At 67.5% G+C, this 16,278-nt stretch carries 1 protein-coding gene and 2 pseudogenes; all 3 read right to left on the reverse strand.

Annotated features, from left to right (window positions below):
• Positions 1-96: 96 nt before the first annotated feature.
• The gene (locus tag OU997_RS19545; RefSeq protein WP_267808173.1) at positions 97-5,481 is read right to left on the reverse strand and encodes a non-ribosomal peptide synthetase; all 5,385 of its coding nucleotides are present in this window, start codon (positions 5,479-5,481) and stop codon (positions 97-99) included.
• A 50-nt stretch (positions 5,482-5,531) separates the two neighbouring features.
• Positions 5,532-8,705 (reverse strand): annotated as a pseudogene (locus tag OU997_RS21145) (amino acid adenylation domain-containing protein); the annotation flags it as partial.
• A gap of 42 nt (positions 8,706-8,747) precedes the next feature.
• Positions 8,748-16,268, reverse strand: a pseudogene (locus OU997_RS19550) (amino acid adenylation domain-containing protein); the annotation flags it as partial.
• Positions 16,269-16,278 lie beyond the last annotated feature (10 nt).

Consider the following 16,278-nt stretch of genomic DNA (forward strand, 5'->3'; position numbering starts at 1 on the left):
TCTAATAAGAAAGATTCGTATTTATTCCGCTCACCCCTACTAGACGAACCTGCGTGGAAAAAATTTAGCGTTTAAGACAATTTTCTCGTTTAGCTGTCATCGCTCCAGCAACTGAGCCAACTCGGCTAGTACCTGCGGATGACGAACGATACCCTGGTGATCGGCCTCGATCAGTCGATGCGCGGCCGCCCTGCCCTGCACCTGCTCCAGGCCACGCTCCAGCAAGACCGCGCGTCCGGCTGGCTGCGCCGCCCACCAGCAGTGCGGACGCACCTTCACCGTGGGAAGTGCGTAGCCGGCACACAAGCGGCGCATATGCTGCTCCAGCGCCCAGGCGAACAGCAGTTCCTCCAGACTCTGGCGGGTCATGCCGTCCAGCGCCTGCCCCGCGAACCAGGTGCTGGCGACCTGCGGCCAGTCCAGCGGTTCCAGCTGCAAGAGTCGTTCGAACAGGCCATCCCAGGCCTTGGCGTGTAGCTCCGGCGCCAACAGCTGCAGATGCTCGACCAGCTTGGCCCGGGCCTGCGGGTGGCGGGCGTCGTCGCCAGCGATCTCGGTGCCCGGCACATAGCAGTCGAGCAGGCCGAGGAAGGCCACCTCCGCCCCCCGTGCTTCCAGACGTGCCGCCAGCTCCAGGGCCAGGCTGCCGCCCAGCGACCAGCCGACCAGGTGATACTGGCCCTGCGGCTGCTGCTGAAGCAGCGCGGCCAGGTAGGCATCGGCCATCTCGGTCAGCGCAGCATCGCGCCAGCTCGGGTCGAGGAAGCTGCGGCACTGCAGGCCGAAGACTTCGCGCGTGCCGTCCAGGCGCGCCGCCAGCGGCTGGTAGCCGGTGACCCGGCCGGTGACCGGGTGCGGGCAGAACAGCGGGGCTTTATCTGCCTGCTGACGGGTCAGGCGCAGCAAGGGCGACGGGCCCTGCACGGCCTGGCCGCGCGCCAGCTCCAGCAGGCCAAGCAGCTCCCGGCGATAGTCCGCAGCCAGGGATTTTATGGTCTCGCCGCGATACTGGTTGGCCGCGTACTCCCAGGACAGCTGCAACTGGCCGTCGAACACCTGGCCGTTGACCGCCAGACGCGCCGCCAGCGGGTTGTCGGCCGCCACCGCCGCACCACCGCCGCTGGCCGGGCGGAACCAGTCCGCCGCCGCGCCGGCCTGATACTGGCCGAGGTAGTTGAAGATCACTTCGGCGGTCGGCAGCTCGGCAAGAGAAGCCCGCGCCTGCGCATCGCCCAGCCAACGCAGCACGCCGTAGCCCTGGCCGCCGTGTTCGACCTGCTGCAGATGCTGCTGCACGCGCTGCAGTTGCAGCTGCGGATCGTCCAGGTGCGGCAGCTGCAGCGGATACAGGCTGGTGAACCAGCCGACCGTGCGCGTCAGATCATGGTCGCCGGCCAGCGCATCGCGGCCGTGGCCTTCGAGGTTGACCCGCAGGCCGGAGTGGCCGCTCCAACGGCACAGGGCGCGTGTCAGCGCGGTAAGCAACAACGCATCGATACGCACGCCCAGCTGCGCCGGAGCCTGCAGCAGGCGCTTGGTCTCGCCAGCATCCAGGGCCAAGCGCACTTCGCGCTTGTCGCCATGGCTGGCGCTGATGCCGTCGAGCTCGCGTGGCAGGGCCAGCGCCGGGCCACTCAGCCGGCTGCACCAGGCATCCAGTTCGACCTGCGCCGCGTCGCTACGTGCCCATTGCTGCAGGGATTCGCTCCAGCCTTTGTAGGACTGGCTCTTGCCCGGCAGGCGCAGGGCCTGACCGGCTTCCAGCTGGCGATAGGCCGCCAACAGGTCTTCCAGCAGGATGCGCCAGGACACCCCGTCCACCACCAGGTGATGGACGGCGAGCAACAGGCGATTCGCCTTGCCCGCCTGGCGCAGGTGCAAGCCGCGCAACAGTGGCCCTCGGGCCAGGTCCAGGCTGCGCTGCGCCTCGTTGCACAGCGCTTCGGCCTGCGCGTCGTCAGCCGCCTCGCGCTGCCAGAGCAGCATCTGATCAGCTTGCACCTCGCCGTAGTGCTGGGCCCAGCGACCGTCGCGCTGCTCGAAACGCAGGCGCAGTCCATCGTGATGCGCCACCAGTGCCTGCAGTGCCTGCTCCAGCAGGATCGGATCAAGCGGACGCAGCAGCTCCAGATTCAGCGCCTGGTTCCAGTGCGCCGGCTCCGCCTGATTCATGGCGAAGAAATGCGCCTGGATCGGCGCCAGCGGCAGTTCGCCGGTGACCGGTTCCTGCGCGATTTCCTCACCAGCAGCGCGGGCCGCCTGGGCCAGCTCGGCCAGGCGGGGGAACTGGAACAGCTCGCGCGGCGCCAGTTGCAGCCCCTGTTGGCGCACGCGGCTGACCACCTGCAAGGCGACGATGGAGTCGCCGCCCAGCTCGAAGAAATGATCCTGGCGCCCTACCCGCTCCACGCCCAGCACTTCGGCCCAGATGGCGGCGAGGATGCGCTCGTGGTCGGTCTGTGGCGCTTCGTAGTCCTGGCTCTGCCAGGTCGGTTCCGGCAGCGCGGCACGGTCCAGCTTGCCGGCCGGGGTCAGCGGCAGCTTGTCCAGGGCAATGATCTGCGCGGGAACCATATAGTCCGGCAACACCTTGGCCAGCTCGGCCTTCAGCGGTGCAGTGTCGGCGCCCTGTTTGGCCACCACATAGCCCACCAGTTGCTTGCCGGCCGGCGCCTCACGAGCGATCACCGCCGCCTCCTGTACGCCGTCCAGGGCCAGCAGCTGGCTTTCGATCTCGCCCAGCTCGATGCGGAAGCCACGGATCTTCACCTGATGATCGACGCGACCGAGGTAATCCAGGGTGCCATCCGCACGCCAGCGCACCAGGTCGCCGGTGCGGTACATGCGCTCACCAGCGGCGCCGAACGGATCAGGCATGAAGCGTTCGGCGGTCAGCTCCGGGCGCTGGAAGTAACCGCGAGCCAGGCCGACTTCGCCACCGATATACAGCTCGCCGGCCACGCCGATGGGCAGCAGGTTCAGCTCGGCATCCAGCACATACAGGCTGCGCGGACCGACCGGATTGCCGATGGGGGCATAGGCCGCCTCGAAACTGTCGCCCGGATAGGCTTCCCAGATCAGTGGAGTGACCACCGTCTCGGTCGGGCCGTAGCCGTTGATGATCCGTTGCGGCTGCAGCACCTTCTGCAGGCGCTCGTAGGTTTCTCGGGTAAAAGCTTCGCCACCCAGGGTCCAGGAACGTACAGGCAGCTTCAGGTTCTGACTTTCCACCCAATCCAGCAGTTGTTGGGCATAGCTCGGCGGCAGGCAGGAAATGGTCACGCCCTCGTCGGCGATCACCTGGCAGGTCTTCTCCGCGCTCCACAGCTCCTGGTCGCGAATCACCAGGCGGCTGCCGAAGGCCAGCGGCACCGTCCAGCGCTCCAGGGCGCCGTCGAAACTGATCGAGGCGAAATGCAGTTCGACATCGTCCGGGGTCATGCCGTAGCGCTGGCCGATGGTCTGCACATGCATGCTCAGGCCGAGATGGTTCACCGCCACGCCCTTGGGCTGGCCGGTGGAGCCGGAGGTGTAGATCAGGTAGGCCAGATTGAGCGGGTGCAGTTGCACCATAGGCACAGATGCTTCGAAGGCAGACAGGTCGAGCTGATCCAGATACAGCGCTTCAACGCCCTCGCCCAGCGGCAGACGCTCGGCCAAGTCGGAGGAAGTGATCAGCCACTGCAGCCCCGAATCCTCGACCATGTAGCTGAGGCGCTCACGCGGGTAGTCCGGATCGAGCGGCACAAAAGCGCCGCCGGCCTTCAGCACCGCCAGCATCGCCACGATCATCGCATTACCGCGCTCCAGCGAGACGCCGACACGAGATTCCGGGCGCACGCCGTGGGAAACCAGCAGATTGGCCAGTTGGTTGGAGCGAGACTCCAGCTCGGCGAAGGCAATCCGCTCACCGCCATGCACCAGGGCAATGGCCTCCGGGCGCAGGCGCGCCTGTTCGGCGATCAGCGCGGGCAGCAGGCGCGCGGCATCGAAGCTCTGCCGCGACATGTTCCACTCGGCCAGTTGCAACTGATCCTGACCATCCAGCACCTCCAGACGCACCAAAGGCTGATCCGGTGCGGTACTGACCCGCTCCAGCAGGCTCAGCAGATGCGCCGCCATCTTCTGCATCTGCCCATCGTCGAGGCGCTCGCGGGCCCAGGTCAGGGTCAGGCGCAGCTGGCCGGCGCTGTCTTCCAGGCTGTCCAGGGCCAGGTCGAACAGTGCGTGCGGCACCCCCTGAGCCAGCGGTTCCAGGCGCAGGCCGGGTAGCTGCAAGGCGCCGAGGTCGCGCTTCTGGTGGTTGAACAACACCTGGAACAGCGGCGTCTGGCCCAGGCTGCGCTCGGGCGCCAGGGCCTCCACCAGCTGGTCGAACGGCAGGTCCTGCTGGTCCTGGGCGTCCAACGCGTGACGGCGCACTTCGGCCAGCAGCTGACGGAAACTCAGGCCGACATCGAACTCGGCGCGCAGCACCTGGGTATTGACGAAGAAGCCCACCAGCGGCGCCGTCTCGGCGCGCTGGCGGTTGGCTACCGGCACACCGACACGGATATCACGCTGGTTGCTGTAGCGCGCCAGCAGCAGCTGGAAGGACGCCAGCAACAGCATGAACAGGGTCGCGCCCTCCCTCTGGGCCAGTTGGCGCAGGCGCTCGGCCAGGGCTGGCGGCACCGCGACAGCCTGGCGCGCGGCGTGCCGCTGGCCACTCGCATCCAGCTTGTAGGGCAAGGCCAGCACCGGCTGCTCGCTACCCAGGCGCTCGCGCCAGTAGCCGAGCTGGCGCTCGCGCTCGCCGGCCTCCAGCCAGGCGCGCTGCCACTGGGCATAGTCAGCGTACTGGATCGGCAGCTCGGCCAGTTGCGGCGCCTGCCCCTGGCGCAGCGCGGCATAGGCGCGGCCCAGTTCCTCGGCGAACACGCCGATCGACCAGCCGTCGGAGACGATGTGGTGGCAGACGATCTGCAAGCGCCAGCGCTGCTCGTCCAGACGCAGCAACTGCACGCGCAGCAGCGGCCCTTCGATCAGGTCGAAGGCCCGCGCCGCATGGGCATCGGCCAGGGTCTGCACGGCCTCGGCCTCGCCGCGCAGGTCGCGCTCCTCCAGGGCCAGCGGACCTGGCGGGTCAATGCGCTGGCATAGCTGGCCGTCGTGTTCGTAGAAACGCGTACGCAGCGCCTCGTGGCGCTCGACAATCAGCTCCAGAGCCGCCATCAGCGCGGCACGATCCAGCTCACCCTCCAGGGCGAAGGCGCCGACCATGTGGTAGGCGCTGCTGTCCGGCTCCAGCTGGGCCACCAGCCACAGGCGCTGCTGGGCATGCGAGGCTGGCTGATGCTGGCCACGCGGCGCCGGCACCAGCGGCAGACGGTCGAAGCGGATGCCCTTGCTGGCCAGCAGTTCGAGGAAACGCTTCTGTTCTGCTGGCCCTAAGGCGAGGAAACGCCGCGCCAGAGCGGCCTTGTCGATGGGCGCGGTCACAGGGCCTCCAGTTCGTCGAGCAGCGCGGCCATGTCGCGCAGGTCTTGGTCTTCTTCCTCGGCAGCGGCCGGGGCTTGACCGTCGAGGTTGGCGGCCAGGGCCGCCAGGTTTTCCGCTTCGAAGAAGGCGCGCAGCGGCAGTTCCAGCCCCAGGCGCTGGCGCAGCAGGGCCACGGCCTGGGTGGCCAGCAGTGAATGCCCGCCGAGTTCGAAGAAGTTGTCGTCGAGGCCGACCTGGGCCACTTCCAGCACTTCCTGCCAGATAGCCGCCAGGGCGATCTGCCGTTCGCTCTGTGGCGCCCGGTAAACCCGTGCCTGCCACACCGGCTCGGGCAGCGCACGACGCTCCAGCTTGCCGTTGGGCGACAGCGGCATGCGCTCCAGGCGCATCAGGATCGAGGGCACCATGTGCTCGGGCAGCTCGCTCTTCAATGCCGCCTTGATGCCGGCCAGCCAAGCGGTCTCATCCACCGGCAGCGGATCGGCCACCAGATAGCCGACCAGCTGCTTGCCGATCTGGCTGTCGCGGGCCACCACCACGGCCTCGGCGACGCCCGGCTGGGCACCGAGCTGGGCTTCGATCTCGCCCAGTTCGACGCGGAAGCCGCGGATCTTCACCTGATGGTCGATGCGCCCCAGATAGTCGATGGCGCCGTCGGCACGCCAGCGCACCAGGTCGCCGGTGCGGTACATGCGTCCGCCCTCGCTGCTGAACGGATCGGGCAGGAAGCGCTCGGCGGTCAGTTCCGGACGGCGGTGGTAGCCGCGCGCCAGGCCGATGCCGGCGATGTACAGCTCGCCGGGCACGCCCTGCGGCACCGGGTTGAGCTGGGCATCGAGGATATGCAGGCGCAGGTTGGCGATCGGCCGTCCGATCGGCACGGCATGCCGCCCCTCCTCCACGCAGGTCCAGTGGCTGACGTCGATGGCCGCTTCGGTCGGACCGTACAGGTTGTACAGCCCAGCCTGCGGCAGGCGCTGGAAGGTCCGCACCTGCAGCTCCGCCGGTAGCGCCTCGCCGCTGCAGATGACGCGGGTCAGGCTCTGGCACTGCTCCACGTCCGGGTGTAGGAGGAAAGCCTGCAGCATGGAGGGCACGAAGTGCAGCGTACTGACCTTGTGGCGCTGGATAAGCTCCACCAGCTTCTGCGGGTCGCGATGGTCGCCCGGCGCGGCCACGGCCAGGCAGGCGCCGGTGATCAGCGGCCAGAAGAACTCCCACACCGAGACGTCGAAGCTGAACGGGGTTTTCTGCAGCACCACATCGCCAGCGCCGAGCTGATAGGCCTCCTGCATCCACAGAATGCGGTTGGCCAGGGCCTCGTGGCTGTTGCCGGCGCCCTTGGGCTTGCCGGTGGAGCCGGAGGTGTAGATGACGTAGGCCAGATCGTTGCCCTGGAGGCTGATTGCCGGCGGCGTGACCGGCTGGGCACTGCAGTCCTCGCGATCCAGGCCCAGGGCCTTGAGCCCGGCCGGCAGCGGCAGACGCTCGACCAGCGCGCTGTGCGACAGCAACAGGTCGACGCCAGAATCCTCCAGCAGATAGGCCAGGCGTTCCAGCGGGTATTCCGGGTCGAGCGGCACGTAAGCACCACCGGCGCGGACGATGGCATGCAGGCCGATCACCAGCTCCAGCGAGCGCTCCAGGCTGATACCGACCAGGCTGCCGCGCTGCACGCCGAGGCTACGCAGGCGGTTGGCCAATTGGTTGATACGTGCCTCCACCTCGGCGTAGCTCAGCGTCTGCTCGCCGAACACCAGGGCTGGCGCCTGCGGCGTGCGCGCGGCCTGCTGGCTGATGCGCTCACTGAGGAAAACCTGCGGCCCGTAGTCCTTGGCCGTATCGTTCCAGATGGCCAGCTGCGCCTGCTCGTCTTCCTCCAGCAACGGCAGCAGGCCGATGGGCTGACTCGGGTCGGCGCAGATGCCTTCCAGCAGCCGTACGAAATGCCGTGCCAGGCGGGCGATGGTGCGCGCCTCGAACAGCTCGGCGGCGTAGCTGACGAAACCGCTGAGGCTGCCATCGGCCGCCTCCTCGGTATCCAGCGCCAGGTCGAACTGCGCGCCGGCGGCGCCCGGGTCATGCGGTTGCACGCGCAGGCCCGGCAGGCTGCCGAGGGCGCTGAAGTCCACCTGCTGATGGTTGAAGGTCACCTGGAACAGCGGGTGATGGCTCAGGCTGCGCGTCGGTTGCAGGGCTTCCACCAACTGGTCGAAGGGCAGTTCCTGGTTGGCCAGGGCATTGCGGCTGGCCTGGACCAGTTCGCCGAGCAGATCGCGGAAGGGTTTCAGCCCCGCTGGCTCGCCGCGCAGCACCAGGGTGTTGATGAAGCAACCGAGCACGCCGTCCATTTCCGCCAGGCTACGCCCGGCCACCGGTACGCCGACGCGGATATCCTCCTGGCCGCTGTAGCGGTGCAGCAAGGTCTGCCAGGCCGCCAGCAACAGGCTGAACAGGGTGCTGCCCTCACGCTGGGCCAGGGCGCGCAGTTGCGCGGTGAGCAACGGCGACAGCTCGAAGCGCCAACGCAGGCCCTGGCGCGCCCCCTGAGCCGGGCGTGGATGGTCGGTGGGCAACTCCAGCAGCGGCTGGTGTTCACCCAGGCGCGCCTTCCAGTAAGCCAGTTGGCGCGTGGCTTCGCTGGATTTCAGCCAGTCGCGCTGCCATTGGGCATAGTCGGCGTACTGCAGCGGCAGCGGCGCGAACTGCGCGGTACGGCCCTCGGCGAACGCCGCGTAGGCGGCGGCGAACTCGCCGATGAAACGCTGCATCGACCAGCCATCGGAGACGATGTGGTGCTGGACCAGCAGCAGGCGGTACTCCTGATCGGCCAGGCGCAGCACGCTCACCCGCAGTAGCGGCTCGGAAGCCAGGTTGAACGGGCGCGTGAGCAGCTTCTGCGCATAATCGCGCGCCTCGATTTCACGCTCACTGGCCGGCAGTTCACGCAGGTCGAACCAGTCGATGCGCTGGCCCTGCGGCGCCAGAATGCGCTGGCGCGCCTCGCCACCCACCTCGACAAAGCGCGTACGCAGCGCCTCATGGCGCGCTTCCAGCTGGTCGAAAGCGGCCTGCAGCGCCTGGCGGTCCAGACGCCCCTGCAGGTCGAGGCCTGCCGGCATATGGTAGGCACCGTTGCTCGGGTCCAGACGATTGAGGAACCACAGGCGCTGCTGGGCATGCGACAGCGGCAGGTCGCCACCGCGTGGCAGCGCGCGCAGCACCGGCGCATCGACAGCTTCGCGTTGCAGGGAAGCCGCACAGTCGGCCAGTCGGCTCTGCTCGAACAGCGCCTTGAGCGGCAGCTGCAGGCCCTGCTGGCGAATGCGGCTGACCACCTTGAGCGCGACGATGGAATCGCCGCCCAGCTCGAAGAAATGATCCTGGCGCCCTACCCGCTCCACACCCAGCACTTCGGCCCAGATGGCGGCGAGGATGCGCTCGTGGTCGGTCTGTGGCGCTTCGTAGTCCTGGCTCTGCCAGGTCGGTTCCGGCAGCGCGGCACGGTCCAGCTTGCCGGCCGGGGTCAGCGGCAGCTTGTCCAGGGCAATGATCTGCGCGGGGACCATATAGTCCGGCAACACCTTGGCCAGCTCAGCCTTCAGCGGTGCAGTGTCGGCGCCCTGTTTGGCCACCACATAGCCCACCAGTTGCTTACCGGTCGGCGTCTCACGGGCGATCACCGCCGCTTCCTGCACGCCTTCGAGGGCCAGCAGTTGGCTCTCGATCTCGCCCAGCTCGATGCGGAAACCACGGATCTTCACCTGGTGATCGACGCGGCCCAGGTAATCCAGGGTGCCGTCCGCACGCCAGCGCACCAGGTCGCCGGTGCGGTACATGCGCTCGCCGGCGACGCCGAACGGGTCGGGCAGGAAGCGCTCGGCGGTCAGCTCGGGGCGCTGGAAGTAACCGCGAGCCAGGCCCACTTCACCACCGATATACAGCTCGCCTGCCACGCCGATGGGCAGCAGGTTCAGCTCGCTATCCAGCACATACAGGCGGCGCGGGCCGACCGGGTTACCGATGGGGGCATAGGCTGCCTCGAAGGAGTCACCCGGGTAGGCTTCCCAGATCAGCGGGGTCACAACGGTTTCGGTCGGGCCGTAGCCGTTGATGATCCGTTGCGGCTGCAGCACCTTCTGCAGGCGCTCGTAGGTTTCGCGGGTAAAGGCCTCACCACCCAGGGTCCAGGAGCGTACCGGCAGTTTCAGACCCTGCGACTCCACCCAGTCCAGCAGTTGCTGGGCGTAGCTCGGTGGCAGGCAGGAAATGGTCACGCCTTCGGCGGCGATCACCTGGCAGGTCTTCTCCGCGCTCCACAGTTCCTGGTCACGAATCACCAGGCGGCTGCCGAAGGCCAGCGGAACGGTCCAGCGCTCCAGGGCGCCGTCGAAGCTGATCGAGGCGAAATGCAGCTCCACGTCGTCCGGGGTCATGCCGTAACGCTGGCCGATGGTCTGCACATGCATGCTCAGGCCGAGGTGGTTCACCGCCACGCCCTTGGGCTGGCCGGTGGAGCCGGAGGTGTAGATCAGGTAGGCCAGATTCAGCGGATGGAGCTGTACCGACGGTGTCGATGCCTCGAAGGCGGACAGGTCCAGCCGATCCAGATACAGCGCTTCAACGCCCTCGCCCAGCGGCAGGCGCTCGGCCAAGTCAGAGGAAGTGATCAGCCACTGCAGCCCCGAATCCTCGACCATGTAGCTCAGGCGCTCACGCGGATAGTCCGGATCGAGCGGCACAAAAGCGCCGCCGGCCTTCAGCACCGCCAGCATCGCCACGATCATCGCATTACCGCGCTCCAGCGAGACGCCGACACGGGACTCCGGCTGTACGCCGTGGGAAACCAGCAGATTGGCCAGTTGGTTGGAGCGAGACTCCAGCTCGGCGAAGGCAATCCGCTCACCGCCATGCACCAGGGCGATGGCCTCCGGGCGCAGGCGCGCCTGTTCGGCGATCAGCGCGGGCAGCAGGCGGGCGGCATCGAAGGACTGGCGCGGTTTGTTCCACTCGGCCAGCCGTGCCTGCTCATCGGCGGAACTCAGCTGCAGGCTGCCCAGCGCACGCGCTGGGTCGCCGCAGACCTGCGCCAGGGCCTGGCGCAGCAACGCCTCGACCTGGGCAATGCCGTCGGCATCGAAATGCGCACGGTCGTAAGCCAGCAGCAGCTCCAGGCGGCTGCCCGGCAGCACGGCCAGGGTCATCGGGTAATGGGTGAACTCGTGGCTTTGTGGCAGCCCCAAACGCAGCTCGCCACGCTCGGCCTGCTTGAGTGCCTCGCCCAGTGGGTAGTTCTCGAACACCAGCAGGCTGTCGAACAGTGCCTCGCCGGCGCTGCCGACCCAGCGCTGGATATCGTGCAGCGGGCTGTGCTCGTGCTCGCGCAGCTGCAGGTTCTGCACCTGCAGCGCGGCCAGCCAGTCGCCCAGCGGCTGCTCGGCCGGCAGTTGCACGGCAACGGGAAGGCTGTTGATAAACAGGCCAAGCATCTGCTCGCTGCCGGCCAGCTCGGTCGGGCGACCGGCCACGGTGGCGCCGAAGCACAGGCTGCGCTTGCCGGTCAGGCGCGCCAGCAGCAAGGCCCAGGCGGCCTGTACCAGGGTATTGAGGGTCAGGCCATGGCGATGGGCGAAGCTGCGAATTCGTTGTTCGGTGGCGCTATCGAGCGGCAGCGGATGACGGGCATGGCCCTGCTCCGGGGCGCGGCACGGCAGGCAGCCGGCGATGCGTGTGGCACCGTCCAGCGGGGCCAGCTGTTCACGCCAGAAGGCCTGCTCGGTAGCCGCATCCTGGCCTTCGAGCCAGTGGATGTAGTCGCGGAACTGACCGCCCGGTGCCGGCAGGCGATCACCGTGATACAGGGCCAGCACCTCGGCGAACAGCAGGCCGTTGCTCCAGCCGTCCAGCAACAGATGGTGCAGGGTCCAGACCAGCACGAAGTCACCGGCGCCGCGCTGGATCAGCGCCAGGCGCAGCAGCGGCGCCTGGTCGAGGGCAAAGCCGCGCTCGCGCTCGGCGCTGCAGAAGGCCTGCAGCTGCGCCTCGAAATCGGCGACGCCGCGCCAGTCGAGCTCCTGCCAGTCCAGCTCGACCTCGGCCTGCACCAGTTGCAACGGGCGCTCGCCCAGCAGGAAGCGGCTGCGCAGCACGCCGTGGCGCGCCAGCACCTGGCGCCAGACGTTCTGCAGGCGAGCAGGATCAAGGCCGGTGAACGGCAGCAGCAGCTGGCTGACATAGCTGCCGGCGCCTTCCAGCTGGCTGTGGAACAGCAGGCCCTGCTGCAGCGGCGACAGCGGGTGGATGTCCTCCACGCCGGCCAGTTCATCCAGCTCGATCTGGCTCAGACCGGCCAGCGGCACATCGCTGGGGGTCAGCCGTGGCGAGACCTTGGCACAGTGCTGGGCGATGCTGTGCAACTCATCCTGCAGGCGTGCGACCAGGCCCTCCAAGGTGGTGCGCGCCAGCTGCGCAGGGTTGAAGTCGATGTGCAGCTGCAGGGCACCGCCACGCTGCTCGGCATTGATGACCAATGGAGCGTCCATGGGCGCATCGGCTTCGCGCCACAGGCCGCCTTCGCGCAGACGCAAGCCATCGCTGCCCTCGTCGAACTGGCCCAGGTAGTTGAACAGCAGTTGCGGGGCGCGCTCGGTCAATTGACCTTGTTGGGCCAGTAGACCAAAGCCCAGGCCAAGATCGGGCACTGCGCGCAGTTGCTCCTTGATCGCCTTGAGACTGGCAGCCAGCTCGGTCTCGGGCTGCAGGCGCACGGGGTAGAGGCTGGTGAACCAGCCGACGCTGCGCGACAGGTCGATATCCTCGAACAGCGGCGCGCGGCCATGGCTCTCCAGGTGCAGGGTCAGCGCCGGCTGCTCGCTCCAGCTGCACAGCGCGCGGCTCAGGGCGGTCAGCAGCAGTTCGTCGGCACGCAGGCGATAGGCGCGCTGGCCAGCCTGCAGCAGGTCGCGAGTGAAGCCGGCCTCCAGACTCAGCTCGATACGCTTGCGGGTTCCTTCGGTGCCCGCCTCCTGGCTCTGCAGGGGGAGCTCGCCGCCGGTCTGCTGGGCCTGCCAGTACGGCAGTTGTGCGTCCACATTCCAGTCGACCAGGCGCTCGCCCCAGGTTTTGAAGGCACTGGTCTTGGCCGGTAGCTGCACCGCCAGGCCGCTGGCCAGTTGCAGACAGGCACGCTGCAGGTCTTCCAGCAGTACGCGCCAGGACACCCCATCGACCACCAGGTGGTGGATGGACAGCAGCAGGCGATCGGCCTGTCCTGGCTGGGTCAGGTACAGACCACGCAGGTGTGAACCGCTGGCCGGATCAATGTTGCGCTGCACGGCGTCATAGTGCGGCTGCGGGTCCTCGCCGGCGGCCAGCTCGACCCGTTGCAGCAGAGAACCCGCCGCTTCGGCGGCATGTACTTGCTGCCACTGGCCATCGAGCCGCTCAAAGCGCAGGCGCAAGGCGTCGTGGTGCTGAACCAGGGCTTGCAGCGCCTGTTCCAGATGGGCGGCCGGCAACGGCTCGGCCAGTTCCAGCAGCAGGTACTGGTTGCACGGGGCCAGGCTCTCGCGCTGCAGCAGGCGCGCCTGGATTGGCAGCAGCGGCGCTGTGCCAGTTACCGGTCCCTGATCGGCCAGCGGTGCGGTGACGCTGCGGGCAACACCAGCCAGCTGCACCAGGGTCTGCTGCTGGAACAGGTCCTTCGGCGTCAGGCCCAGCCCCTGCTGGCGTGCACGACTGACCACCTGCAAGGCGACGATGGAATCGCCACCCAGCTCGAAGAAATGATCCTGGCGCCCTACCCGCTCCACACCCAGCACGTCGGCCCAGATGGCGGCGAGGATACGCTCGTTGTCGGTCTGCGGCGCTTCGTAGTCCTGGCTCTGCCAGGTCGGTTCCGGCAGCGCGGCGCGATCCAGCTTGCCGGCCGGGGTCAGCGGCAGCTTGTCCAGGGCAATGATCTGCGCGGGGACCATATAGTCCGGCAACACCTTGGCCAGCTCGGCCTTCAGCGGTGCAGTATCGGCGCCCTGTTTGGCCACCACATAGCCCACCAGTTGCTTGCCGGCCGGCGTCTCGCGGGCAATGACCGCCGCCTCCTGCACGCCTTCGAGGGCCAGCAGCTGGCTCTCGATCTCGCCCAGCTCGATGCGGAAGCCACGGATCTTCACCTGGTGATCGACCCGTCCCAGGTAATCCAGGGTGCCGTCGGCACGCCAGCGCGCCAGATCGCCGGTGCGGTACATGCGCTCCCCTGCCTGGCCGAACGGATCGGGCAGGAAGCGCTCGGCGGTCAGCTCGGGGCGCTGGAAGTAACCGCGAGCCAGACCGACTTCACCGCCGATATACAGCTCACCGGCCACGCCGATGGGCAGCAGGTTCAGCTCGGCATCCAGCACATACAGGCGGCGCGGGCCGACCGGATTGCCGATCGGCGCATAGGCCGCCTCGAAGCTGTCACCCGGATAGGCTTCCCAGATCAGCGGGGTGACCACCGTCTCGGTCGGGCCGTAGCCGTTGATGATCCGTTGCGGCTGCAGCACTTTCTGCAGGCGCTCGTAGGTTTCGCGGGTAAAAGCTTCGCCACCCAGGGTCCAGGAACGTACAGGCAGCTTCAGGTTCTGACTTTCCACCCAATCCAGCAGTTGTTGGGCATAGCTCGGCGGCAGGCAGGAAATGGTCACGCCTTCGGCGGCGATCACCTGGCAGGTCTTCTCCGCGCTCCACAGTTCCTGGTCACGAATCACCAGGCGACTGCCGAAGGCCAGCGGTACAGTCCAGCGCTCCAGGGCGCCGTCGAAGCTGATCGAGGCGAAGTGCAGTTCCACATCGTCAGGGGTCATGCCATAGCGCTGGCCAATGGTTTGCACATGCATGCTCAGGCCGAGGTGGTTCACCGCCACGCCCTTGGGCTGGCCGGTGGAGCCGGAGGTGTAGATCAGGTAGGCCAGATTCAGCGGATGGAGCTGTACCTCAGGCGCTGAGGAGTCACACGCGGACAGATCCAGCTGATCCAGATACAGCGGTTCAACCGCAGAGGACAACGGCAGGCGCTCGGCCAGATCGGACGAGGTGATCAGCCACTTCAGCCCCGAGTCCTCGACCATGTAGCTGAGGCGCTCACGCGGATAGTCAGGGTCCAGCGGCACAAAAGCGCCGCCGGCCTTCAGCACCGCCAGCATCGCCACGATCATCGCATTACCGCGCTCCAGCGAGACGCCGACACGGGACTCCGGCTGTACGCCGTGGGAAACCAGCAGATTGGCCAGTTGGTTGGAGCGAGACTCCAGCTCGGCAAAGGCAATCCGCTCGCCGCCATGCACCAGGGCGATGGCATCCGGACGCAGGCGCGCCTGCTCGGCGATCAATTCAGGCAACAAGCGCGCGGCATCGAAGGCCTGACGCGGCTTATTCCACTCGGCCAGCAAGCGGCGCTCACCCCTGCTGACCAGCCCCAGTTCGCCCAGCGCGGCCTGCGGCGAGGTGGCGAAGCCGTCGAGCACCTCAAGGAAGCCGGCGATCAGTCGCTCGATGCTGCTTTCGGCGAACAGGTCGGCGGCGTAGGCGAAGTTGATCGACAGCTGGTCGCCCTTGTCGCGCACCGCGTCCAGGGCCAGGTCAAAGGGAATCTGGCTGGACGGCACCTCGTCCAGCACGGTTTCGATGCCCGGCAGCCAGTTGGCTGCCAGCGGATGCTGGCGCCGGTAGTTGAACGCCACCTGGAACAGCGGCTGCTGGCCCAGACTACGGCTCGGCGCCAGTTCTTCCACCAGGCGCTCGAAAGGCATTTCCTGGTTGGCCTGAGCTTGCTTCAAGCCGATGCGGGCCTGACTCAGCCAGTCCGCTACCGACTGCTCAGGACGTGGTTCGGCCTTGAGCACCAAGGTGTTGACGAAGAAACCAAGCAGGCGCTCGAAACCCTTGGCACGGCCGGCCACTGGCACGCCGATGCGCACTTCACGCTGGCCGGACAGGCGCGCCAACTGCAGCTGCAGGGCCGCCAGCAGCACAGTGAACAGAGTCGCGCCATTGGCCTTGGCCAGGTCGCTGAGACGCGCCACCAGAGCTGGCTCCACCTGCAGCGTGCGGTAGGCGGCACGACGCGCGGCCTGGGCGCTATGCGGGAAGTCCGGAGTCAAGCTCAGCGGCGGCTGCTCGCTGCCCAGGCGCTCGCGCCAGAAGGCCATCTGCCGGGTGCCCGCCTCGCTATCGAGCCAGTCGCGCTGGCCCACGACATACTCGCTGTATTGCAGGGGCTGCGGCGTCATGACCGGCTGGCGATTCTGTAGGCGGGCACGATAGAACTCGGCCATTTCCTCGACCATCACCCGCACCGACCAGGCGTCGGAGATGATGTGGTGCATGCCCACCGCCAAGGCGTGGCTGCTCTTGCCGAGGCAATACAGGGCGCAGCGCACCAGCGGCCCCCGGGTCAGATCGTACTCGGCCTCGATGAAACCACGCGCCAAAGCCTCAAGGTGATCGTCGCCGCCTTCCAGTTCGATGATCTCCAGCGGCATCGAGCCGGGAGGCAGCACGGCTTGCTGGGCCAGGCCATCCTGCTCGCGGAACACGGTGCGCAGTGCGGCATGGCGAGCGTAGACCTGATCCAGTCCATGACACAGGCTGTCCAGATCCAGGGCCCCCTCGAAGCGCAGCAGACCACCAATGTTGTAGGCGGTGCTGCCGCTTTCCAGGCGGCTGAAGAACCACAGCCGCTGCTGGGCGAAGGACAGCGGAGCCCATTGCAGGGCAGCAACGGGCTGGCACTCGGTTTGCGCGTTCATCAACACTACC

The sequence above is a fragment of the Pseudomonas sp. SL4(2022) genome (assembly GCF_026625725.1).
Classification (GTDB): Bacteria; Pseudomonadota; Gammaproteobacteria; order Pseudomonadales; family Pseudomonadaceae; genus Aquipseudomonas.